The following is a 22,402-nucleotide window of genomic DNA, read 5'->3' as shown; positions in this document are numbered from 1 at the left end:
CCTGCGGGAGGTGGGGACGGCCTCCCGCGAGCAGACGCGAAAGCCCCTCCCGACACGGCGTGTCGGGGGCTTTCGCCTCTGCTCGGCGGGGGTACTAGAGCGGGAAATGGGTGTCGGTCAGCCGCTCGGACAGCTCCCACAGCGATTTCGCCATGTGCGGGTCGCGCGCCCGACGGCTACGACCGACGGGTTGCGTGCGTCCCAGGTACCCGAACCTGGGTCCGACGAAGGTGTCGCCGGGCAGGTCCTGCGACGCGGCGTACAGCGTCTGCCGGGCTCCGAAATCCGCGTCGGTGGCCATCACGCCGGTGCCCCACGACACCACCGCGTCGCTGAGCTTGCGTCCGGAGGCCCCCTGCAGGTTGGTGTGCGAGAAGCCAGGGTGGACCGCCAGGGCACGCAGCGGCGAACCGGCTCCGCTCAGGCGGCGGTGCAGCTCACTGGTGAACAGCAGGTTCGCCAGCTTGGACTGGCAGTAGGCCAGCCACGGCGAATACCGACGCGTCTGGTAATTCAGGTCGTTCAGATCGATCCGGCCGGGCCAATGCGCCATGGATGACACGGTCACCACGCGGTCGCTGAGCTTGGGTAGCAGCAGGTTGGTCAGCGCGAAGTGGCCCAGGTGGTTGGTGCCGATCTGGCTTTCGAATCCGTCGACGGTCAGGGCGTACGGGGCGGCCATGATGCCGGCATTGTTGATCAGAATGTCGGCAGCGGTCACGCCTTCGGCGAATCGGCGCACCGATGCGAGATTTTGCAGGTCCAGTTCCCGGATGTCGACGGAGCCGCTCATCTGCTCGGCCGCGGCCTTGCCCTTCTCGGTATTGCGGACGGCCATGATGATCTGGGCGCCGCGGCTGGCCAGCTCCCGGGCGGTGATCGCGCCCAGCCCGCTGTTTGCGCCGGTGATGATGACGGTGCGCCCGGCGAAAGACGGTAGATCAGCTGCGGTCCAGTCGGTCATGGTTGCCCACTGTAGGCAGCATCACGAGCGGTCGAACGACAGCGGCAGGGCAAGAGGTCCGGTGATGCCGCTCATGTCCTTCCACGGGACTGGGCCGGTCAGCCTGGGATTCGGCATGCGAGCGGTGATGACGCGGAGGGCTTCCGTGAGTTCCAGCCGGGCCAGGTGTGCGCCGAGACAGTAGTGCACGCCGCCGCCGAAATTGAGGATCGCCGCCGGGTCTGCCCGGGTGATGTCCAGCCGTTCTGGGTGCGCATAGGCGTCGGGGTCGCGATTGGCGGCCGCGGTGTTCGCCACCACGAAGGTGCCTCCCGGGATGCGCACCCCGCCGAGTTCGACGTCCTCAGCGGCTTGTCGTAGCGCCCCGAAAATGATTGGGCGGTAGCGCATCAGCTCGTGGACCGCATCGGGAGTCAGCTCGGGACGTCGGGCCAGCAGCGCCCACTGCTCGGGGTGGGCGGCCAGCGCCTGCACCGCCGCGGCGAGCTGGTTGCGCGTGGTGTCGGTACCCGCGCCGAGCAGGGTTGCGCACAGCATGAGCAGTTCGGCGTGGGTGAGCCGGTCGCCGTCGTCCTCGGCGCGGATGAGGTCGGAGATCAGGTCGTCGCCCAGCGACGTCCGGCGCGTGGCGATGAGGTCCTCGAGGTAAGCGTCCAGTTCGGTCCAGGCGGCCAGGATGGTCGGCGCGTCGTCGGCCACCGTGGGCTCGAAGAGCTTCTTGATGTCCTCGGTCCAGTCGGAGAACAGGCGCCAGTCCTTGGCGGGCGCACCTAGCAGTGCGCAGATGATCGCCGTGGGATATCCCTTGGCGATATCGGCTACGACATCGCAGCGCCCGGCAGTGGTGAACGGTTCGACCAGTCCGGTGATGACCTCGACGGTCAGGGCACGCAGCCGTTGCGCTGCGCGGGGCGAGAACGCCCGCGACACCAGCCGACGCAGTCGATGATGCTCGCCCCCGTCCATCGCCAGAATATTGCTGACGGCCCTGTTCCACAGTGGGCCTGAAGTGACCCCGCGCGGTGCCAGTCCAAGGCCGTGCGCGGTGACAAACCTGTTGTCCCGCAACACTTGGCGGACCAGGTCGTAGCTCAGCACCTCCAGTCCATAGGGGCCCATCGCGATCGGAGACTGCGCCCGGGCGTCGGCAATGGTGCGGTGCGCCTCCTCGGGATCGGTGAGGTGGTAGTAGGCGATCTCGGGCAGCTGGACCGGTGCGTCGTCGAGAACAGATTGGCTTGTCATGCCAGCGACTATCCGGCGATCTGGGGCCGAAACCATCCGCCGCAGCGCGTAGATCTGTGCGGCGCATAGCGCAATCGTCACGCCGTCCGCCGTCGCTGATGTGCGCGCTCTGGCGGATGTTTTCGCTGTTCCGGCGCTCGATGCTGGTTACCATGAGCCAACACGTGGAGATGCCACCGCTGACCTGGAGCCTGACTGAGTTGCTACCCACCGGAACGGTCACGCTGTTGTTGGCCGACGTCGAGGGTTCGACGCGGTTGTGGGAGACGCAGCCCGAGCAGATGGCCGCGGCGCTGGCGTTGCTGAACCGGACGGTCGACGAAGCCGTCGCCGTGCATGGTGGGGTACGTCCGGTGGAGCAGGGGGAGGGCGACAGCTTTGTCGCTGCGTTCGCGCGAGCCTCTGACGCGCTCGGATGTGCGGTGGCGTTGCAGCGGGCATCGTTGGGGCCGATCCGGATCCGGATTGGGTTGCATACCGGTGAGATTCAGTTGCGTGACGAGGGCAACTACGCGGGTCCGACGATCAATCGGGCGGCGCGCATCCGGGATCTTGCGCATGGTGGGCAGACGGTGTTGTCGGCAGTTACGGAAGCCTTGGTGGCCGATCGGTTGCCCACGGACGTGTGGTTGACGGACTTGGGTAGTTATCCGCTGAAAGGCGTGCCGCGTCCGGAGCGGGTGCTGCAGCTGTGTCATCCGGAGCTGCGCAATGAATTCCCGCCGCTGCGGGTAAGCACCGCGGCGGCGTCACACAACCTGCCGGTTCAACTGACGAGTTTTGTTGGGCGACAGCAGGAGATGGCAGAGCTACGACGGTTGATCGAAGACAACCGGCTGGTCACGTTGAACGGTGCCGGCGGTGCCGGCAAGACGCGACTTGCCGTGGAGGTGGCCGCGGGACTGGTAGATGTCTTCAGCGATGGCGTGTGGTACGTCGACCTGGCGCCGATCACCAATCCGGCGGTTGTGCCGGTCACGACGGCACGCACGTTGGGGCTGCCGGATCAACCGGGGCTGTCCACCCTGGAGACGCTGGTGAGGTTCATCGGCGCAAAGGGAATGTTGTTGGTGCTGGACAACTGTGAGCATCTGCTCGATGCATGCGGATCCATGGTTGTCGAGCTCCTCGGGGCGTGCCCGCGCCTGACGATTGTGACGACCAGCCGTGAGTCGCTCGCGTTGCCCGGCGAGTTGAGTTGGCGGGTGCCATCGCTATCTCTTGCCGACGAGGCAATCGAGTTGTTCGCGGATCGTGTCCGCCGAGTCAGGCCGAATTTTGTTGTCGATGAAAGCAATACGGCGCTGCTTGCCGAGATCTGCGAACGGCTCGACGGTATGCCGTTGGCGATTGAGCTTGCCGCAGCCCGCATTCGGGCGCTGTCGCTCAAGCAGATCGTGGACAGTCTGCACGACCGGTTCCGGCTGTTGACCGGTGGTGCGCGGACGGCGGTGCGTCGCCAGCAGACGCTGCGGGCTTCGGTGGACTGGTCACACGCTTTGCTCACCGCGCCAGAGCGGGTCCTTTTCCGCCGGCTCGCCGTGTTCGCCGGCGGGTTCGACTTCGAGGCTGCCCAAGCCGTCGGTACCAGCACCGAGGTAGAGGGCTACCAATTGATGGATCAACTCAGCCTCTTGGTGGACAAGTCATTGGTGGTCGCGTCGGAAACGGGCACTGATGACGGCATGCGCTACCGGTTATTGGAGACGGTGCGCCAATACGCGCAGGAAAAGCTGGGGGAGTCCGGGGAAGCGGGCGAGGTACGCACCCGCCATCGGGACTACTACGCGGATAGGGCCACCGAGTTGCACTCGCGTGGCCCGGCGGCGGACGAGGAGTTGCTGCGCTGGGCGCAAACCGAGATCGAGAACCTTCGCGCGGCGTTCGCCTGGAGCCAGGAGAACTCCGACTTCGAGGTTGCCCTGCGGATGATCGTCTCCTTGCTGCCGTTATGGCTCTGGGGCGGACGGGTTCTCGAGGCTCTGGCCGGGTTGGCGGCCATTCTGACCGAAGAATCGCACCTCACTCCTGCAGTGTGGGCCGGCGCCGTGGCCCAGGAAAGCATCCTCGCCTCGTGGGTAGCGATGCCGACGGACCTGGGCCGAGCGCAAGAAGCGTTAGCCATCGCGCGACAGCTCGGTGAGCGAGAGCTCATCGTGCACGCTCTCGTAGCCTGCGCAACCCTGGCCCTGTACAACCCGGATTTGGCCCAGCAATACGCGGACGAGATGATGGAGGAGTTCACCTCGACGAATGACCGGTGGCGTTTGTGCCAGGTTTTCGGCCACCGGGCGACCTTCAACGCGCTTTTCGGCGAACCCATGGCAGCCCGCTCTGCCGCCGAGAAAGGGCGTGATGTGGCGGACGAATTCGGCGATCGATTCTTTTCGCGCAGTAACCGGGCGTGGCTGGCCATCGCATTGGTGCTCCAGGGTGAACTCGCGGCTGGCACTCGCGTTGCCAGCGAATTGGCAGAAGAGGCCGAAGCGGCTGACGACGTCACCATGGTTCTTTTCGGCCATCTCGGCCACAGCCTGGCATTGGCGTTTCGGGGCCAAGCGGACGCCTCGCATGCCGTCGCGCAAGCGGCGCTCGCGGCCGCCGAGCGGATGGGTGGGATCGCGGGTGACACCGTGCACGCGGCGTTTGCCTACGCCGCCCTAGCCGGCGGCGACGGCGCGGCGGCCAGACGAGCTGCCGAGGAAGCGTTACCGCATACCGTTCCCGCCCGCGAAGTATTCACCCGCAGCGTCGTGCCGATGGCCGAGGCATTGTTGGCGTGCGGTGATCTGACCGGCGCGCGTTCTTGTGCAGACGGCGTCGTTGCGGTGGTGCCGGGCTGGTATCGGTTTGTGACACTGACGATCCGCGGGTTCGTCGCCCTCGCGCAGGGTGAGCCGGAGCAGGCGGAGCGCGACGCGCACGACGCGCTGGCCGTCGCCTCCCGAACCGGTGCGTTCATGCGGGTCGCCGACACCCTGGAACTCTTGGCTCGTTTGGCGGCCGGCGACAGCAACCATCCCTACGCGGCGCGATTGTTGGGTGCTGCCGCCGGCATTCGGCAACGTTTGGGCCACGTCCGCTATCCCATGTACGAGGCCGACTACCAAGCTGTCCTTACAGAGACACGAGAAGCGTTGGAGGAAGATGCTTTTGATGAGGCTTGGCAAGCAGGGGCGGAGCTCTCCATTGAGGAAGCGATCGCGTATGCCCAGCGCGGCCGCGGCGAGCGCAAACGACCGACTACCGGCTGGGGTTCCTTGACGCCGATGGAGCAGGACGTGGTTCGTCTGACCGCAGAAGGGCTGAGCAACAAAGACATCGGTGCGCGACTGTTCATCTCGCCGCGCACCGTTCAGACGCACCTGACCCACGTCTACGCCAAGCTGGGCATCACTTCCCGGGTCCAACTGGTCCAAGAAGCCGCTCGTCAGTAACACTGAGACGATGACATCCCTGACCGAGCGCGTCATCTTCAGATTCCTCAGCTTGCACGACAAGATCTACCAGGCGACCAATGGCCGGATCGGCCATCGGGTACCGGGCATGCCGCCCAACCTGCTACTGCACACGGTTGGCGCCAAGACAGGCCAGGCGCGTACAACGACGCTGACCTACGCCGAGGACGGTGACGACTATCTGGTCGTGGCATCGAAAGCCGGCCATCCCAAAGCGCCCGGCTGGTATCACAATCTGAAAGCCAACCCCGAAATTGAAATCAGTGTTGGTGCAAATCGTTTGGCCGTCACCGCCCGCCCGGTGCTACCCGATAGCCTCGACTACGCGCGACTGTGGAAGGTCGTCAACGCGAACAACAGCAACCGCTATGTGGAATACCAAAAGAAGACGTCGCGGCCGATCCCAGTGGTCGTGCTGACGCCCAGGCCCTGAGCCCCCCGCGAGCAGACGCGAAAGCACCTCAAAAACGCAGTTTTTGGGTGCTTTGGCGTCTGCTCGCCCAAAGAACGCTACTTTTGGGCGACGACGAATCCCCGGATGATCGCCTCGACATCGTTGCTTTCCGAGACGGCCTGGTCGGCAAGGCTGGTGATGATCAGCTGAACCAGGTAGCGCTGATTGTCCGGCGGCCGACCGGTCGGCAGCACCACCCGGCTCCAGCTGCGCATCCGCGCACCCTTCAGCTCATAGGTCCCCTGCACCACCGAGGACGGAAACCCGTTGAAGTCCGCCGTCGAAGCGTCCAACTGGTGAAAGCTGTCCGGCAGATCGGTATTCGCGTGTTTGATCGCCTCGGCCGTATTGAGTTCTCCGCGCAGCTTGAATACCACCAGCATGGCCGCCGGATAGTTGTCTCCCTTGGAGATCATCACCGCCTTGGATGCGGGGTTCGGGTCGCCGCGGCGTTTCCAGCCCGGTGGGGTCGGCATCGACACCGTCAAATCCGGCAGGCTGGCGGGGTCTACCGGGTCACCGGCGACACCCTGGTCTTCCAGATACTTCGACAGTGGGACAGGCGGCTCCGACGTTGCCGGGGTGCTGCTGGTTGCTGTGCCACTGGTTGTCCAGATCGCCTGATAGTCAGGAACTTTCGGCCCGCCGCAGGCGACCGTCGCGAGAGCGAGCACAACAGCCCCGGCAGCGGCCGCAATGGCGCGCCGCGTCACAGAATCTCGCGGACTGCGTCGATCGGGCGGGCCAGCCGCGTGCCCTTCGGGGTGACGACGAACGGCCGCTCGATCAGGATCGGATTCTCGGCCATCGCGTCCAGCAGCTCGTCGTCGCTCGCCTCGGCCAGATTCAGTTCCGCGTACAGCGATTCGCGCTTGCGGACCGCGGCGCGCACCTCGATGCCCGCGTCGGCGATCATCCGCACCAGCTCGTCCCGGGACGGCGGTGTCTTCAGGTACTGCACCACCGTGGGCTCTAAACCGCTGTCCCGCAACAAGTCCAGCGTCTTGCGAGAAGTGCTGCACTTGGGATTGTGATAGATGACGGTCTGGTCACCCATCTATGCGTCTCCGTCGAACAGTCCTGTGACTGAGCCGTTTTCGAAGACCGCACGGATTGTGCTGGCCAGTAACGGCGCAATGGACAGGACGGTCAGCTGAGGGAACCGCTTCTCCTCGCCGATCGGCAGGGTGTTGGTCACGATCACCTCACGGGCACCGCAGCCGGCCAGCCGCTCGGCCGCTGGGTCGGAGAGCACGCCGTGCGTGGCCGCGATGATCACGTCCTTGGCGCCGTCGTCGTGCAGCAGCTTCACCGCGCCGGCGATAGTGCCACCGGTGTCGATCATGTCGTCGATCAGCACGCAGGTGCGGCCCTGCACCTCACCGACCACACGGTTGGACACCACCTGGTTGGGCACCCGCGGATCCCGAGTCTTGTGGATGAAGGCCAGCGGGACGCCGCCCAGGGAGTCCGCCCACTTCTCGGCGATACGCACCCGGCCGGAGTCGGGGGAGACCACGACCATGTTGCTGTCGGGATAGTTGTCCTTGATGTAGCCGGTCAGCAGGTTCTGGCCGCGCATGTGGTCCACGGGGCCGTCGAAGAAGCCCTGGATCTGGTCGGTGTGCAGGTCCACGGTGACGATCCGGTCGGCGCCGGCGGTCTTCAGCAGATCGGCCACCAGGCGAGCCGAGATCGGCTCGCGGCCGCGGTGCTTCTTGTCCTGCCGCGCATACGGGTAGAACGGCATGACCGCGGTGATCCGCTTGGCGCTGCCGCGCTTGAGCGCATCGATCATGATCAGCTGTTCCATCAGCCACCGGTTCACCGGCGCCGGGGCCGATTGCAGGACGAACGCGTCGCATCCGCGCACCGATTCCTGGAAGCGCACGAAGATCTCGCCGTTGGCGAACTCACGCGCCGTCTGCGCGGTCACATGGACATCGAGTTCCTTGGCGACCTGCTCGGCCAGCTCCGGGTGGGCGCGGCCGCTGAAGAGCATCAGATTTTTGCGGTTATCGGTCCAGTCGTGACTCACCGGGCTGCCCTCTCGGGATCTGAAATGAAGGCACCATCGTACGTAGCGAAGTGCCTGGTGCTGCGCCCGGGTTACCGGGAAGTTGCTTCACGATGTCTGATCTGACTCCGACTCGAGGGCCTGCTGCGCGGCTTCGGCGGCCGCCGTGCCAGCTCGCTTGCGCTGCACCCAACCTTCGATGTTGCGTTGCGGACCGGCCGACACCGCCAGCGCGCCGGGCGGGACGTCCTCGCGCACCACGGTGCCGGCACCCGTGTACGCGCCGTCGCCGATGTTCACCGGCGCCACGAACATGGTGTCCGATCCGGTGCGCACGTGCGAGCCGATCCTGGTGCGGCGTTTGGTGACGCCGTCGTAGTTGACGAACACGCTGGACGCGCCGATGTTGGTGTGGTCGCCGATGTCGGCGTCACCGACGTAGGTCAGGTGCGGCACCTTGGTCCCGGTGCCGATGGTGGAGTTCTTGGTCTCGACGAACGCGCCCAGCTTGCCGTCGCCGCCCAGCACCGTCCCGGGCCGCAGGAAGGTGAACGGGCCGACGGTGGCCCCGTCGCCGATCGTCGACGACGTGCCGTGGGTCCGGCACACCGTGGCGTTCTCGCCCACGTTCACGTCGGTCAGGGTGGTGTCCGGTCCGATGACGCAGCGTCCGCCGATCCGGGTGCGGCCGAGCAGCTGAGTGCCGGGCTGGATGACGGTGTCGCGACCGATCGTCACGTCGACGTCGATCCAGGTCGTCGCCGGATCGACTACGGTCACGCCGGCCAGTTGATGAGCGGCCACGATCCGGCGGTTGAGCTCGGCGCCCAATTCGGCGAGCTGCACGCGGTTGTTGACGCCCGCCACCAGTGCGCTGTCGTCGACGTGCAGGGCGCTGACGGTGTGGCCGTCCCGGCGCGCGATCGCGATGACGTCGGTCAGGTACAGCTCCTGTTGGGCGTTGTTGGCGCTGAGCCGGCCCAACGCGGATCGCAGCGCGGCGATGTCGAAGGCGTAGACGCCCGTGTTGACCTCGCGGATCCCGCGTTGGGAGGCCGTCGCGTCGGCCTGCTCCACGATTGCCATCACTTCGTTGTCCTGGGTGCGCAGGATGCGGCCGTAGCCGTGCGGATCGTCCAGCGTGGTGGTCAACACGGTCACCGCCGCTCGGCCAGCTGGGTGAGCCGAGCTGTGGGTGGCGATCAGGTCGGCCAGCGTGTCGGCGTCCAGTAGGGGCGTGTCGCCCGCGGCGACCACGACGATGCCGGCGTAGTCGTCGGGCAGCGCCGACAATCCGCACAGCACCGCATGGCCAGTACCCAGCGGCCGGTCCTGCAGCGCGACGTCGATGGTGCGCCCCAGGTCGTCGGCCAGCTCCGCGACCAGCGGTGAAATGCGCTCGTGGTCGTGGCCGAGGACCACCACCAGGTGCTGCGGGGCGAGTTTGGTCATCGCGTGCAGGGAGTGCGACAGCATGCTGCGACCGCCCAGGGTGTGCAGCACTTTCGGGGTGTCGGACCGCATCCGGGTGCCGGGCCCGGCCGCCAGGACCAGGACCGCGGTGTCACCACGAAACGTCATCAACTCTCCTCAAGTTTCGCCCTGCGAGCGTGCGTACCTGCACGCCGACACGCCGTCAAGAGTGGCATCTTGTGCACGCTCGCGGCAAAAAGCGCAAAAATGCGGAGCTCCGTCGCCAGGACTCGAACCTGAACTATCTGAACCAAAATCAGAGGTGCTGCCGATTACACCACGACGGATCGTCGATCAGCGGCCCGTGGGCCGCCGATGAAACCTTATCGAACCCGGCCGGTATTCCGGAGCCGAGCGTGGGTCACCTGGATACCCTGATCAGGTGGCCGCACCGGAGAGAAGCCCGGACAAGGAAGCACGAACGCCCCGCGCCCGGATGACCGGCAGCGAGCGCCGGCACCAGCTGATCGGGATCGCCCGCTCACTGTTCGCCGAACGGGGCTACGACGGCACCTCGATCGAGGAGATCGCGCAACGCGCCAACGTCTCCAAACCCGTCGTCTACGAGCACTTCGGCGGAAAAGAAGGCCTCTATGCCGTGGTGGTCGACCGGGAGATGTCGGCGTTGCTGGACGGCATCACCTCGTCGCTGACCAACAACCGGTCCCGGGTGCGGGTCGAGCGGGTCGCGCTGGCGTTGCTCACCTACGTCGAGGAACGCACCGACGGGTTCCGCATCATGATCCGCGACTCCCCGGCCTCGATCAGCTCGGGCACCTACTCCAGCCTGCTCAACGACGCGGTCAACCAGGTCGCGTCCATCCTGGCCGGCGACTTCGCCCGCCGCGGTCTGGATCCGGAGTTGGCCCCGCTGTATGCCCAGGCGCTGGTGGGTTCAGTGTCGATGACCGCGCAGTGGTGGCTCGACGCGCGGGAGCCCAAGAAGGAAGTGGTGGCCGCGCATTTGGTCAACCTCATGTGGAACGGCTTGACTCACCTGGAGGCCGATCCGCAGTTGCAGGGCGAGTAATTGGGATCGGTAGCCGCCGCAGCGAGGTGTGATCGTCGGCAACAACCAGCAAAGGACTGAACATGAACCGACCCTCGCGCATCGTCCTCGGTGTGGCGGCGGCCAGCGCCGCGCTGTCGCTGCTGGCGGCCCCCGCCAACGCCGAGTCCGGCAACTGCCCGCGGCTGCAAGCCTGCACCACCTGGTGTCCCGGCGACCCCAACCCGGCGGGGCGTCCCGTGCCGTGGGACGGCAGCGTCTGCCACGACTACTACTGGGACTCCTACGGCGTGCATGACGTCGGCAACGGCGCGTTCTACTCGTGGGCGACCATGCCCTGGTGAGCGGTAATCGCCACTAGCCCAGGTCGCGGGCGAGCAGATCGGCGATCGTCTCCCGCCGCACCAGCTCGCGCACCCGGCCGCGGTCCACACCCACCACCGGCGGACGGCCCACCAGGTTGTACGACGACGCCATGCTGTGGTGGTAGGCACCCGTACACGCCACGGCGAGCAGGTCGCCGGGCCGCACGTCGGTCGGTAACTCCACGTCGCGGGCGATCTCGTCGCCGGCCTCGCAATGCCGGCCGGCGACGGTCACGAGCTGTCGGCTGACCACTGGGTGCCGGTTGGCCAGCGCGACCGTGTACTGCGCGCCATACAGCGCCACCCGCGGGTTGTCGCTCATGCCACCGTCGACCGCGACGAAAGTGCGACCGCCCGGGCGGGTCTTCACCGAACACACCCGGTACAGCGTGACACCGGCGCGGGCGCTGATCGCGCGGCCGGGTTCGACCACCACGACGGGCCGGGGGAATCGCTCGGCGGCACAGGCCTCGTCCAGGGCGTCCTCGATCACCCCGGCCAACTCGTTGAGATTCAGCTCGCCGTCACCGCGGGTGTAGGGGACGCCGTGGCCGCCGCCGATGTTGAGCTCGGTGAGGATCACGCCGTGGCGGGCCCGCACGTCGGCCATCGTGGCAATCATCCGGCGGATCGCTTCGCAGTACAGCGCCGCGTCGGTGACCTGCGAGCCGATATGGCAGTGCAACCCGATCAGGTCGAGGATCGGGTGGGCCAGCACCCGCTGGATCGCCCGGGCCGCCTGGCCGCGGTCGAGGGTGAACCCGAATTTCTGATCGCTGACGCCGGTGGGGACCGCACGATGCCCGTGGATGTCGATCTCGGGAGTCACCCGGATGAGCACACGCTGGCGCCGACGGGCCAGACCGGCCAGGTAGGCGATCTCGATGTCCGAATCCACCACGATGCGTCCGACCCCGACGGCGACCGCCTCACGCAGCTCGTCGGGCGACTTCGCGTTGCCGTGCATGATGACGCGAGCCGGGTCCAGACCCCCGGCCAGGGCGACGGCGAGTTCGCCGGGAGAGCAGACGTCGATGCCCAGGCCCTCTTCCCGCACCCACCGGGCCACAGCCGTGGTGAGCAGCGACTTCGCGGCGTAGACGACCTCGACACCGCGCAACGCTTTGCGGTAGCGGCGGGCGCGATGTCGGAAGTCGGATTCGTCGACGACGTAGGTCGGGGTGCCGAACTCGTCGGCGACGTCTGTGAGCGGTACCTCACCGAGGCACAGTCGGCCCGCTTCGTCACAACCGATCGTCAAAGGCCATATGGCCGGGTCGACGCGTCGCGGTGCGGCTTTGCCGATGGAGGGCAGCATGTCAAGCAATGTCATGCTTTCAACCTGCGGCGCGAGGACGCAGCTGACCCCTATCCTGACGAACTCTTGACGGCCGTGAGCGCGATCTTGACGCAGTGCTTGCCCGATCGGAGGCCAGAGCCGGACGCCTAGAATGGCGGCATCATGACCGCACCGGGGACTGCGTGCCCAGATACCCCGATCGCGGGGCTCGTCGAATTGGCGCTGACCGCACCAACTTTCCAACAGCTCATCGAGCGTGCCTCCGATCGACCCGACAAACTCGCGCTGGTAGGACCTGCCTGCGCGCGCCTTTTCGTGGCCGGCGCACTGACACAACAGGGTCCGCTGCTGGTGGTCACCGCCACCGGTCGGGAGGCCGATGACCTGACCGCCGAGCTGCGCGGCGTGTACGGCGATGCGGTGGCCGTCTTCCCGTCCTGGGAGACCCTGCCGCACGAACGGCTCTCGCCGGGCATCGACACCGTCGGGACCCGGATGATGGTGCTGCGCCGGCTGGCGCATCCCGACGATGCGCGCCTAGGTCCCCCGTTGCGGGTCGTGGTGACGGCGGTGCGTTCCCTGCTGCAACCCATGGCGCCCGATCTCGGCCTGCAGGAACCGCTGACGCTGACCGTTGGCGATGAGACGCCGTTCGAGGATGTCGCGACCCGGCTCGTCGAGCTGGCCTACACCCGGGTGGACATGGTGGGGCGGCGCGGTGAGTTCGCCGTGCGCGGCGGCATTCTGGACGTCTTCGCCCCGACGGCCGAGCATCCGGTCCGGATCGAATTCTGGGGCGACGAGATCACCGAGATGCGGATGTTCTCGGTGGCCGATCAGCGCTCGATCCCCGAGATCGACGTCGACCACCTGATCGCGGTGGCGTGCCGGGAACTGCTGCTCACCGACGACGTCCGGGCGCGGGCGGCCGAGTTGGGTGGCCAACACCCCGGTTCGGAGAACACGGTCACCGGCAGCATCATCGACATGCTGGCCAAGCTGGCCGAGGGCATCCCGGTCGACGGGATGGAAGCGCTGCTCCCGGTGCTACGCCCGGACGACCACGCCCTGCTGACCGACCAGCTGGCCGACGGCACCCCGGTCCTTGTGTGTGACCCGGAAAAGGTCCGTACCCGCGCCGCCGACCTGATCAAGACCGGCCGGGAATTTCTGGAGGCGTCCTGGTCGGTGGCGGCGCTGGGCACCGACGCGCCGATCGACGTGGAGCAATTGGGCGGTTCGGGCTTCACCGAACTCGAGGACGTGCAGGCCGCGGCGAGCGCTTCGGGCCACCCGTGGTGGACCTTGAGTCAGCTTTCCGACGAGTCCGCCATCGAACTGGACATCCGCCCGGCGCCGTCCGCGCGGGGACACCAACACGACATCGACGGCGTCTTCGCGATGCTGCGCGCGCACGTGGCCACCGGCGGGCATGCCGCCATGGTCGCGCCCGGCACCGGGACCGCCCATCGGATGGTCGAACGGCTGGCCGAGTCGGACATCCCGGCCGCGATGCTGGACTCCGGTGCCGCACCCAAAGCCGGCGTCGTCGGGGTGTTCAAGGGCCCGCTGCACGACGGGGTGGTCATCCCCGGCGCCAACCTCGTCGTCATCACCGAAGCCGACCTGACCGGCAGCCGGGCCACCGCAGTCGAGGGCAAGCGCCTGGCGGCCAAGCGCCGCAACACCGTTGACCCGCTGGCACTGACCGCCGGTGATTTGGTGGTACACGACCAGCACGGCATCGGCCGGTTCGTGGAGATGGTAGAACGGACCGTCGGTGGCGCCCGCCGCGAGTATCTGGTGCTCGAGTACGCGTCCAGCAAGCGCGGTCAGCAGGCCGACCGGCTGTATGTCCCGATGGATTCGCTGGACCAACTCTCGCGGTATGTCGGTGGGCAGGCACCGGCGCTGAGCAAGCTGGGCGGCAGCGACTGGGCGAACACCAAGACCAAGGCGCGCCGCGCCGTCCGGGAGATCGCCGGCGAACTGGTCGCGCTGTATGCCAAGCGCCAGGCGAGTCCCGGTCACGCCTTCGCGCCGGACACGCCATGGCAGGCCGAGATGGAGGACGCGTTCGGCTTCACCGAGACCGTCGACCAGTTGACCGCGATCACCGAGGTCAAGTCCGACATGGAAAAGCCGATCCCGATGGACCGCGTGATCTGCGGTGACGTCGGCTACGGCAAGACCGAGATCGCGGTGCGCGCGGCGTTCAAGGCGGTCCAGGACGGCAAACAGGTCGCGGTGCTGGTGCCCACCACGCTGCTGGCCGACCAGCATCTGCAGACCTTCACCGACCGGATGGCCGGATTCCCGGTCACCGTCAAGGGCCTGTCCCGCTTCACCGATCCCGCCGAATCCCGCAAGGTGATCGACGGCATGGCCGACGGATCGGTGGACGTCGTGATCGGCACCCACCGGCTGCTACAGACCGGGGTGCGCTGGAAAGACCTCGGTTTGGTGGTGGTCGACGAGGAGCAGCGGTTCGGTGTCGAGCACAAGGAGCACATCAAGTCGCTGCGCACGCACGTCGACGTGCTGACCATGAGCGCCACCCCGATTCCGCGGACGCTGGAGATGAGCCTGGCGGGGATCCGGGAGATGTCGACGATCCTGACGCCACCGGAAGAGCGCTACCCGGTGTTGACCTACGTCGGCCCGCACGAGGACAAGCAGATCGCGGCTGCGTTGCGACGGGAATTGCTGCGCGACGGGCAGGCCTTCTACGTGCACAACCGGGTGAGCTCGATCGACCGGGCCGCCGCTCGGGTGCGGGAGTTGGTGCCCGAGGCGCGGGTGGTGGTGGCGCACGGGCAGATGCCCGAGGAGCGGCTGGAGCGCACCGTGCAGGGCTTCTGGAACCGCGAATTCGACATCCTGGTCTGCACGACGATCGTCGAGACCGGCCTGGACATCTCCAATGCCAACACGCTGATCGTCGAGCGTGCCGACACCTTCGGCCTGTCCCAGCTGCACCAGCTGCGCGGTCGGGTGGGTCGCAGCCGCGAGCGTGGATACGCCTACTTCCTGTACCCGCCGGACGCGCCGCTGACCGAGACGGCGTATGACCGGCTGGCGACCATCGCGCAGAACAACGAGCTGGGCGCGGGCATGGCCGTCGCGCTGAAGGACCTGGAGATCCGCGGCGCCGGGAACGTGCTGGGCGTCGAGCAGTCCGGGCACGTCGCCGGCGTTGGGTTCGACCTGTACGTGCGGCTGGTCGGCGAGGCCGTCGAGGCATACCGGGCCGCCGCCGACGGCAAGACGGTGACCACCGCCGAAGAGCCCAAGGACGTGCGCATCGACCTGCCCGTCGATGCCCATCTGCCGCCCGATTACATCGCCAGCGACCGGCTCCGGCTGGAGGCCTACCGGCGTCTGGCGTCGGCGACCGACGACGCCGGTGTCAACGCCGTCATCGAGGAGTTGACCGACCGGTACGGCCCGCCGCCCGAGCCGGCCCAGCGCCTGGTGGCGGTGGCGCGGCTGCGGTTGCTGTGCCGGGCGTCGGGGATCACCGAGGTCAGCGCCCCGTCGGCGGCCACGGTGCGGCTTTCGCCGTTGAACCTGCCGGATTCCGCGCAGGTGCGGCTGGCCCGGATGTATCCGGGCGGGCGCTACCGCGCGACGACGTCGACCGTGCAGGTTCCCATCCCGCGAACCGGCGGCGTGGGCGCCGCTCGGCTGCGTGACGTGGAGTTGCTGCAGATGGTGGCGGATTTGGTGACTGCGCTCGCGGGCATCCCGCAGCAAGATATTGGTATAACGAACCCCGAGCCCGTCACGTCGAGTAAGGCGAGTAAGGAGCGGCAAGCGCGATGACGACTGTCGTCCTGGTCGACCCCCGCCGCCCCTCGCTGGTGCCGGTCGAAGCCATCGAGCTGTTGAGTGGCGAAGTGCAGTACACCGAGGAGATGCCGATCGCGGTGCCGTGGTCGCTGCCCGACGCGCACCCGGCGCACACCGGCGCGGACGCGCCGGTGCTGTTGTCCTCGGACCCCAACCACCCCGCCGTCACCGCCCGGCTCGCCGCCGGTGCGCGGCTGATCTCGGCGCCCGCCGGCCAGCGCGGTGAACGTCTGGTCGACGCGGTCGCGATGATGGACAAGCTGCGTACCGCGGGACCGTGGGAGAGCGAACAGACCCACGACTCGCTGCGCCGGTATCTGCTGGAGGAGACCTACGAGCTGCTGGACGCCGTGCACAGCGGCAATGTGGAGCAGCTGCGCGAAGAACTCGGTGATCTGCTGTTGCAGGTGCTGTTTCACGCGCGCATCGCCGAGGATGCGGCGCTGCTGCCGTTCACCATCGACGACGTCGCCGACACGCTGATGCGCAAGCTCGGCAATCGGGTGCCGGGAGTGCTTGCGGGGGAATCTATTTCACTGCAGGACCAGCTGGCGCAGTGGGAGGAGCGCAAAGCCGCCGAGAAACCCCGGGGTTCGGTGCTGGACGGCGTGCACACCGGTCAGCCGGCATTGGCGTTGGCGCAGAAGGTGATTCATCGCGTCGTTCAGGCCGGTCTGCCCGCCGAGCTGATCCCCGAGGAGCTCACCACGATCACCTTGTCGGCCGAGGTTGATGCGGAAAACACCTTACGGGCAGCGGTTTTGGACTTTGTCGACACGGTTCGCGATGTGGAGAAGGCGATTGCGGCGGCCCGGCGCGGCGACAGTGTCGCCGAGGAACTCGACATGAGCCCGCTCGGCTTCGTCACCGAGGACGAGTGGCGCGCGCATTGGCCGCTCGGTGAAGTGGCCGAGGAGCCTTCGACGCCCGCCGTCGAGGTCGTCGTCGAGCCCGGGGTCGAGCCCGGGGTCGAGCCCACCCTCAAGCCCGCCGAGGAGGAACCCCTCGCGGCGTCCACGTCCGTCAAGGAGTCCCGGCCCAAAAAGCGCAAAGGGCGCCGCTGAGGGCCGCTTGTCGATGTTTGCGGTGACTCAGACGGTTTTCACAAACACGCTGCTGAGGAATCACCGAATGGCTGCAATCCAGCACAAATCTGTGTGCTGGACGGCGAACTCGCGGGGGCAGCCGACAAACCCATGGGACGATGGCTGAGGCTGAAAAGGACAAGCGGCCGCATGGGGAGACCAACAGGGAGAGTTTGTGTCGCCGAGACGCTGGTTGCGCGCGGTCGCCGTGATAGGGGCGACCGCGATGCTGTTGGCGTCAAGTTGCACCTGGCAGCTCAGCCTTTTTATCCCCGAGGGCGTGCCGCCCCCGGCGGGGGATCCGGTGCCTCCGATCGACACGAACGCCAGCGGGCGGCCTGCGGACCAGCTGCGGGAATGGGCTGAGCAGCGCGCTCCGGCACTGGAAATGCCGGTCATCGCGTTGGAGGCGTACGCGTACGCCGCTCGCGTCGCCGAGGTCGAGAACCCGAAGTGTCATATCGCGTGGACGACGCTTGCGGGCATCGGCCAGGTGGAAAGTCATAACGGCACCTACCGGGGCGCGACCATCGCCCCCAACGGGGACGTACGGCCCCCCATCCGGGGCGTTCGGCTTGACGGCAGCGGCGACACCCTGCGGATTGTGGACACCGACGCCGGGGTCCTCGACGGAGACGATGGGGTGGAGCGCGCGATGGGGCCGATGCAGTTCATCTCCGAGACTTGGCGGTTGTATGGGGTCGACGCCAACAACGACGGCGTCGCAAGCCCAGACAACATCGACGATGCCGCCCTGTCGGCCGCGGGCTATTTATGCTGGCGTGGAAAGGATCTCGCGACGCCCCGGGGCTGGATTACCGCGCTGCGGGCCTATAACAACTCCGGGGTCTATGCGCGGGCGGTCCGGGACTGGGCGACCGCCTACGCGGCGGGTCACCCGCTGTAGAAGGATGGTCGGGGTAACCGAGGCTTTAGGCTGAGGCTGCCGGGGGTCTTTCAGCCAGGAGACAAAGGAGAACCCAGTGCCGATTATCGAGCAGGTCGGAGCCCGCGAGATCCTTGATTCCCGCGGTAACCCGACCGTCGAGGTCGAGGTCGCCCTGATCGATGGGACGTTTGCCCGCGCCGCGGTGCCGTCCGGCGCGTCGACCGGCGAGCACGAAGCGGTCGAGTTGCGCGACGGCGGCGACCGGTACGGCGGCAAAGGGGTGAAGAAGGCCGTTCAGGCGGTGCTCGACGAGATCGGCCCGGCGGTCATCGGCCTCAACGCTGACGACCAGCGGCTGGTTGACCAGGCGCTGGTCGACCTGGACGGCACGCCGGACAAGTCGCGGCTGGGCGCCAACGCCATCCTCGGCGTCTCACTGGCCGTCGCCAAAGCGGCCGCGGACAGTGCCGCTCTGCCCCTGTTTCGGTACCTGGGTGGACCGAACGCGCACATCCTGCCGGTGCCGATGCTCAACATCCTCAACGGCGGCGCGCACGCCGATACCGGCGTCGACGTCCAGGAGTTCATGGTGGCGCCGATCGGCGCGCCGAGTTTCGCCGAGTCGTTGCGGTGGGGTGCCGAGGTTTATCACGCGCTGAAGAAGGTGCTCAAAAAGGAGGGCCTGTCCACCGGACTGGGCGATGAGGGAGGTTTCGCCCCGGACGTGGCCGGCACCACCGCCGCGCTGGACCTGATCACCAGCGCGATCGAGGCGGCGGGGTTGCGGCCCGGCGCCGACATCGCGCTGGCCCTCGACGTCGCCGCGACCGAGTTCTACGAGGACGGCACCGGATACCGCTTCGAGGGTTCGACCCGCACCGCAGAGGAGATGGCCGACTTCTACGCCCGCCTGCTCGCGTCCTACCCGCTGGTGTCCATCGAAGACCCACTGTCCGAGGACGATTGGGACGGCTGGGCCGTGTTGACGGCGGGTATCGGCGAGCGGGTGCAGATCGTCGGCGATGATCTGTTTGTCACCAATCCCGAACGCCTTGAGGAAGGTATCGAGCGCGGGGTGGCAAATGCGTTGCTGGTCAAGGTGAATCAGATCGGGACGCTGACCGAGACTCTCGACGCGGTGGCGCTTGCCCACCACAGTGGATACCGCACCATGATGAGCCACCGCAGTGGTGAGACCGAGGACACCACGATCGCCGATTTGGCGGTGGCCGTTGGCAGCGGGCAGATCAAGACCGGTGCCCCGGCGCGCAGCGAACGCGTGGCCAAGTACAACCAGCTGCTGCGCATCGAAGAGGCACTGGGCGATGCGGCCCGGTACGCGGGCGATCTTGCGTTTCCGCGGTTCGCGTTGGATCCGAAGTAGGTAGTTTGGCCGCCAAGTCCGATCCGAAACGCCGATCCCCGGCTTCCCGGCCGGGGAAGCCCGGTGATTCGGGTCGGGGGCGTCGTTCTTCGGGCTCGGCGAAGCCGGTTGCCAAGCCGCTGTCGCGGCCGCAGTCCAAGCCCGCGCAGACCGCGCCCGACGAGAGTCGCCACGCGGGCCGCACGCAGGAACATGTCGTCGAACCGATCAGGCGATCATTCACCGAATCCGTTGAGCAGCGGTCAGATCAGCGGTTGGGCTTCACTGCGCGGCGGGCGGCGATCCTGGCCACGGTGGTGTGTGTGCTGACGCTGACCATCGCCGGTCCGGTGCGCACGTATTTCGCCCAGCGCACCGAGATGGCACAACTGTCGGCGACCGAGGCCGCGCTGCGCGGCCAGATCAAGGAATTGGAGCAACGCAAAGGTCAGCTGGCCGACCCGGCGTACATTGCCGCGCAGGCGCGAGAGCGGCTCGGTTTCGTCAAGCCTGGTGACATTCCGTTCCAAGTGCAGCTTCCGCCGGGCGCGGCGGTGCCCGTGCAGCCGGGGGAGGAGGTTGGCGGGCACCCCAAGAACGAACCGTGGTACACCTCGTTGTGGCACACCATTGCCGACACGCCGCACCTGCCGCCGTCGCCGCCGGTCGTTGCGCCGCCCGAACCCGGGCAGGAACCCCCGAACCCTACGGCTCCCGGTGGTTGATCGTGCAGACTTGGAGGTGGTGGCGCGTCAGCTCGGCCGTGAGCCGCGCGGGGTGCTGGAAATCGCCTACCGATGTCCAGACGGTTCGCCGGGTGTGGTGAAGACCGCGCCGAAACTGCCTGACGGAACACCGTTTCCGACGTTGTACTACCTGACGCATCCGGTGTTGACGGCCGCCGCGAGTCGATTGGAAACCACCGGTCTGATGCGCGAGATGACCGCGCGCTTGGGGGCCGATCCGTCGTTGGCGGCGGCGTATCGGCGTGCCCACGAGTCTTATCTGGCCGAGCGGGACGCGATTGACCCGTTGGGGACGACGTTTTCCGGTGGCGGCATGCCGGACCGGGTCAAGTGTCTGCATGTGTTGATTGCGCATTCGCTGGCCAAGGGGCCCGGGGTCAATCCGTTGGGTGACGAGGCGGTTGCGTTGTTGGCCGCCGAGCCGGGAGCGGCGGCTTTGATTGCGGGACAGTGGAAATGACGCGGCTGGCCGGAATCGACTGCGGTACCAACTCGATTCGGTTGTTGATCGCGGACTGTGTTGACGGACGGTTGCGGGACGTCCATCGCGAGATGCGGATCGTGCGGCTGGGGCAGGGGGTGGATGCGACCGGCTCGTTTGCGCCTGAGGCGATTGCGCGCACGCGGGCGGCGCTGGTCGATTACGCGGAGCTGCTGCGGGTGCATGGGGTTTCGCGGGTGCGGATGGTCGCGACGTCGGCCACTCGGGACGCCGGGAACCGGGATGTGTTTTTTGCGATGACGGCCGAAGTGTTGGGGGCGGTGATTCCCGGCGCGGTCGCCGAGGTGATCACGGGTGCGGAGGAGGCTGAGCTGTCGTTCGCCGGCGCGGTTGGCGAATTGGACAGCGCGGACGCGCCTTTCGTGGTTGTTGACCTGGGGGGCGGGTCGACGGAGATCGTGGTCGGCAAGGCGGCGGATGAAGTGGTGGCGAGTTATTCGGCCGATATTGGTTGCGTCCGCCTGACCGAGCGTTGCTTGCACTCCGACCCGCCCAAGCCGGAGGAGGTGGCGGCGGCCCGGGCGGTGGTCCGTGAGCGGCTCGCCGTGGCGTTGCGTGCGGTGCCGGTGGAGGGGGCCCGGTGCTGGGTCGGTGTCGCCGGGACGATGACTACGTTGTCGGCCTTGGCCCACGGCATGGCGGTGTATGACTCTGCGGCGATACATCTTTCACGCGTGGGGCGCGAGTCATTGCTGGCGGTGTGTGAGCGGTTGATCGGTATGCCGCGATCGGAACGGGCGGCGCTGGGGCCGATGCACGAAGGGCGTGTCGACGTGATCGGCGGAGGCGCGATCGTGGTGCAAGAGTTGGCGAATGAGCTGTATACGCGGGCGGGGATCGCGGAATTGACCGTCAGCGAACACGACATCTTGGACGGGATTGTGCTGTCGATCGCAGGCTAGCCTTTCTCCGCCTTCAGGAGGATGTGCGTCGTTGCCCGGCTTGTAGCGACATTGTCGGTGGATGCGGTTGTGGGCGCTCAGCGTGTCACACCCGTGTGGCCGCCGGTCTTCGCCAAGGTCTCTCAGGAGGATGTGCGTCGTTGCCCGGCTTGTAGCGACATTGTCGGTGTGCACGATCCACAGCCGAATTGTGGTGACTGGCGGGATGTGGACGCGAATGCGACGTTCAACGCATGAGCGTGCTGCTACGAGGAACCGAGCTTCGCTATGTGCTTACCTACCAGTTGGTGTTGCACGGGCCCGCGACTATTCCGGAACTCATCGCCGCCCTCAAGTGGCATGGCTTCACCGTCAACGGTCGGGCCTCGAAGGCCATTTCTGATGCGCTGCGTTGGGAGATGGGAAGGGGCCGGGTTGACCGCATCAGGCGTGGCAAGTATGCAGCGTTGGAGTTTCCCCGCGGCACTGAACACCGAATGCACCAGCGAGTTCTGGCATTGCGTGCGAAGTCGAGGGCTGCGAGTGGACGCGAAGATCCGCTGCAATGGTTCGACTGATTGTCGCTCCAAGCCGGGCAGCGACGCACATGCTCCGGGGAGACCGTGGAGGAGGTGGGCGTTCGGCGGGTTGGATGTGAGGACGTGGTGGCAGGCGCGCGGCTGCGGTTGCGGTGGCGGTGGGTTGCCGTCGCCGGTCTCCGGCACCGACAATGTCGCTGCAAGCCGGGCAACGACGCACATCCTCCTGAGAGACGGCGCGCACCGCACCCCGCTCATGC

19 protein-coding genes and 1 tRNA gene are annotated in these 22,402 nt (G+C 67.0%); 12 read left to right on the top strand and 8 right to left on the bottom strand.

Annotated elements, in window-relative coordinates:
* Positions 1–94 precede the first annotated feature (94 nt).
* Positions 95–964 carry an oxidoreductase gene (locus tag A9X01_RS18405; protein WP_065122129.1) on the bottom strand — a complete coding sequence of 290 codons (870 nt, stop codon included), beginning with the start codon at positions 962–964 and terminating at the stop codon, positions 95–97.
* Between the two features lie 21 nt (positions 965–985).
* A complete protein-coding gene (locus A9X01_RS18400) occupies positions 986–2,209 on the bottom strand; it encodes a cytochrome P450 (RefSeq protein ID WP_065122128.1) in 1,224 nt (407 codons plus the stop codon).
* Positions 2,210–2,361: 152 nt separating this feature from the next.
* Here A9X01_RS18400 and A9X01_RS18395 point away from each other — a divergent pair, with 152 nt between their 5' ends.
* Together A9X01_RS18395 and A9X01_RS18390 are read left to right on the top strand one after the other, a co-directional pair.
* Positions 2,362–5,646, top strand: a complete 3,285-nt coding sequence (locus A9X01_RS18395) for a LuxR family transcriptional regulator (protein WP_065122150.1) — start codon at positions 2,362–2,364, stop codon at positions 5,644–5,646.
* A 10-nt stretch (positions 5,647–5,656) separates the two neighbouring features.
* Positions 5,657–6,100, top strand: a complete 444-nt coding sequence (locus tag A9X01_RS18390; protein ID WP_065122127.1) for a nitroreductase family deazaflavin-dependent oxidoreductase — start codon at positions 5,657–5,659, stop codon at positions 6,098–6,100.
* A 77-nt stretch (positions 6,101–6,177) separates the two neighbouring features.
* Here the strand turns inward: A9X01_RS18390 and A9X01_RS18385 are convergent, their stop codons facing one another.
* The 5 genes from A9X01_RS18385 to A9X01_RS18365 all read right to left on the bottom strand — a co-directional run bounded on the left by A9X01_RS18385 (position 6,178) and on the right by A9X01_RS18365 (position 9,898).
* On the bottom strand, positions 6,178–6,834 hold the full coding sequence (locus A9X01_RS18385) for an LpqN/LpqT family lipoprotein (protein ID WP_065122126.1): 657 nt from the start codon (positions 6,832–6,834) through the stop codon (positions 6,178–6,180).
* The gene (arsC, locus tag A9X01_RS18380) at positions 6,831–7,178 is read right to left on the bottom strand and encodes an arsenate reductase (glutaredoxin) (RefSeq protein ID WP_065122125.1); all 348 of its coding nucleotides are present in this window, start codon (positions 7,176–7,178) and stop codon (positions 6,831–6,833) included. The genes A9X01_RS18385 and arsC overlap by 4 nt, the downstream gene beginning before the upstream one ends.
* Positions 7,179–8,159 (bottom strand): ribose-phosphate diphosphokinase, encoded by a 981-nt coding sequence (locus A9X01_RS18375; protein WP_036364126.1) that lies wholly within the window; start codon positions 8,157–8,159, stop codon positions 7,179–7,181. It abuts the gene before it with no gap.
* Between the two features lie 87 nt (positions 8,160–8,246).
* Positions 8,247–9,719, bottom strand: coding sequence for a bifunctional UDP-N-acetylglucosamine diphosphorylase/glucosamine-1-phosphate N-acetyltransferase GlmU (glmU, locus tag A9X01_RS18370; protein WP_065122124.1), 1,473 nt, complete (start codon positions 9,717–9,719; stop codon positions 8,247–8,249).
* A gap of 107 nt (positions 9,720–9,826) precedes the next feature.
* Positions 9,827–9,898 (bottom strand) — tRNA-Gln (locus A9X01_RS18365).
* Positions 9,899–10,047: 149 nt separating this feature from the next.
* Here A9X01_RS18365 and A9X01_RS18360 point away from each other — a divergent pair.
* Complete coding sequence (locus A9X01_RS18360) at positions 10,048–10,641, top strand: TetR/AcrR family transcriptional regulator (RefSeq protein WP_065034813.1); 594 nt, start codon at positions 10,048–10,050, stop codon at positions 10,639–10,641.
* 62 nt (positions 10,642–10,703) lie between these two features.
* Complete coding sequence (locus A9X01_RS18355; RefSeq protein ID WP_065122123.1) at positions 10,704–10,964, top strand: hypothetical protein; 261 nt, start codon at positions 10,704–10,706, stop codon at positions 10,962–10,964.
* Between the two features lie 13 nt (positions 10,965–10,977).
* Here A9X01_RS18355 and lysA read toward each other — a convergent pair whose 3' ends face one another.
* The gene (gene lysA / locus A9X01_RS18350; RefSeq protein WP_065122122.1) at positions 10,978–12,318 is read right to left on the bottom strand and encodes a diaminopimelate decarboxylase; all 1,341 of its coding nucleotides are present in this window, start codon (positions 12,316–12,318) and stop codon (positions 10,978–10,980) included.
* 129 nt (positions 12,319–12,447) lie between these two features.
* Here lysA and mfd point away from each other — a divergent pair, with 129 nt between their 5' ends.
* From mfd to A9X01_RS18310, 8 genes are all read left to right on the top strand, one after another.
* Positions 12,448–16,110 (top strand): transcription-repair coupling factor, encoded by a 3,663-nt coding sequence (gene mfd, locus A9X01_RS18345; protein WP_065122121.1) that lies wholly within the window; start codon positions 12,448–12,450, stop codon positions 16,108–16,110.
* Entirely contained in the window at positions 16,107–17,201 is a 1,095-nt protein-coding gene (locus tag A9X01_RS18340) for a nucleoside triphosphate pyrophosphohydrolase (protein ID WP_065122120.1), read from the top strand. The genes mfd and A9X01_RS18340 overlap by 4 nt, the downstream gene beginning before the upstream one ends.
* Positions 17,202–17,397: 196 nt before the next feature.
* A complete protein-coding gene (locus tag A9X01_RS18335; RefSeq protein ID WP_065122119.1) occupies positions 17,398–18,129 on the top strand; it encodes a lytic transglycosylase domain-containing protein in 732 nt (243 codons plus the stop codon).
* Between the two features lie 76 nt (positions 18,130–18,205).
* A complete protein-coding gene (gene eno, locus A9X01_RS18330) occupies positions 18,206–19,495 on the top strand; it encodes a phosphopyruvate hydratase (RefSeq protein ID WP_065122118.1) in 1,290 nt (429 codons plus the stop codon).
* Positions 19,496–19,500: 5 nt separating this feature from the next.
* A complete protein-coding gene (locus A9X01_RS18325; RefSeq protein WP_065122117.1) occupies positions 19,501–20,199 on the top strand; it encodes an FtsB family cell division protein in 699 nt (232 codons plus the stop codon).
* Positions 20,192–20,680 carry a DUF501 domain-containing protein gene (locus tag A9X01_RS18320; protein ID WP_065122116.1) on the top strand — a complete coding sequence of 163 codons (489 nt, stop codon included), beginning with the start codon at positions 20,192–20,194 and terminating at the stop codon, positions 20,678–20,680. The genes A9X01_RS18325 and A9X01_RS18320 overlap by 8 nt, the downstream gene beginning before the upstream one ends.
* On the top strand, positions 20,671–21,624 hold the full coding sequence (locus A9X01_RS18315) for a Ppx/GppA phosphatase family protein (RefSeq protein ID WP_172832555.1): 954 nt from the start codon (positions 20,671–20,673) through the stop codon (positions 21,622–21,624). The genes A9X01_RS18320 and A9X01_RS18315 overlap by 10 nt, the downstream gene beginning before the upstream one ends.
* A 233-nt stretch (positions 21,625–21,857) precedes the next feature.
* Complete coding sequence (locus A9X01_RS18310) at positions 21,858–22,181, top strand: hypothetical protein (RefSeq protein ID WP_065120539.1); 324 nt, start codon at positions 21,858–21,860, stop codon at positions 22,179–22,181.
* Positions 22,182–22,402 lie beyond the last annotated feature (221 nt).

The sequence above is a fragment of the Mycobacterium asiaticum genome, from assembly GCF_001668675.1.
GTDB lineage: Bacteria > Actinomycetota > Actinomycetes > Mycobacteriales > Mycobacteriaceae > Mycobacterium > Mycobacterium asiaticum_D.
Note: the sequence above shows the minus strand (reverse complement) of the source record. Positions and strands in the feature narration are given on the sequence as shown.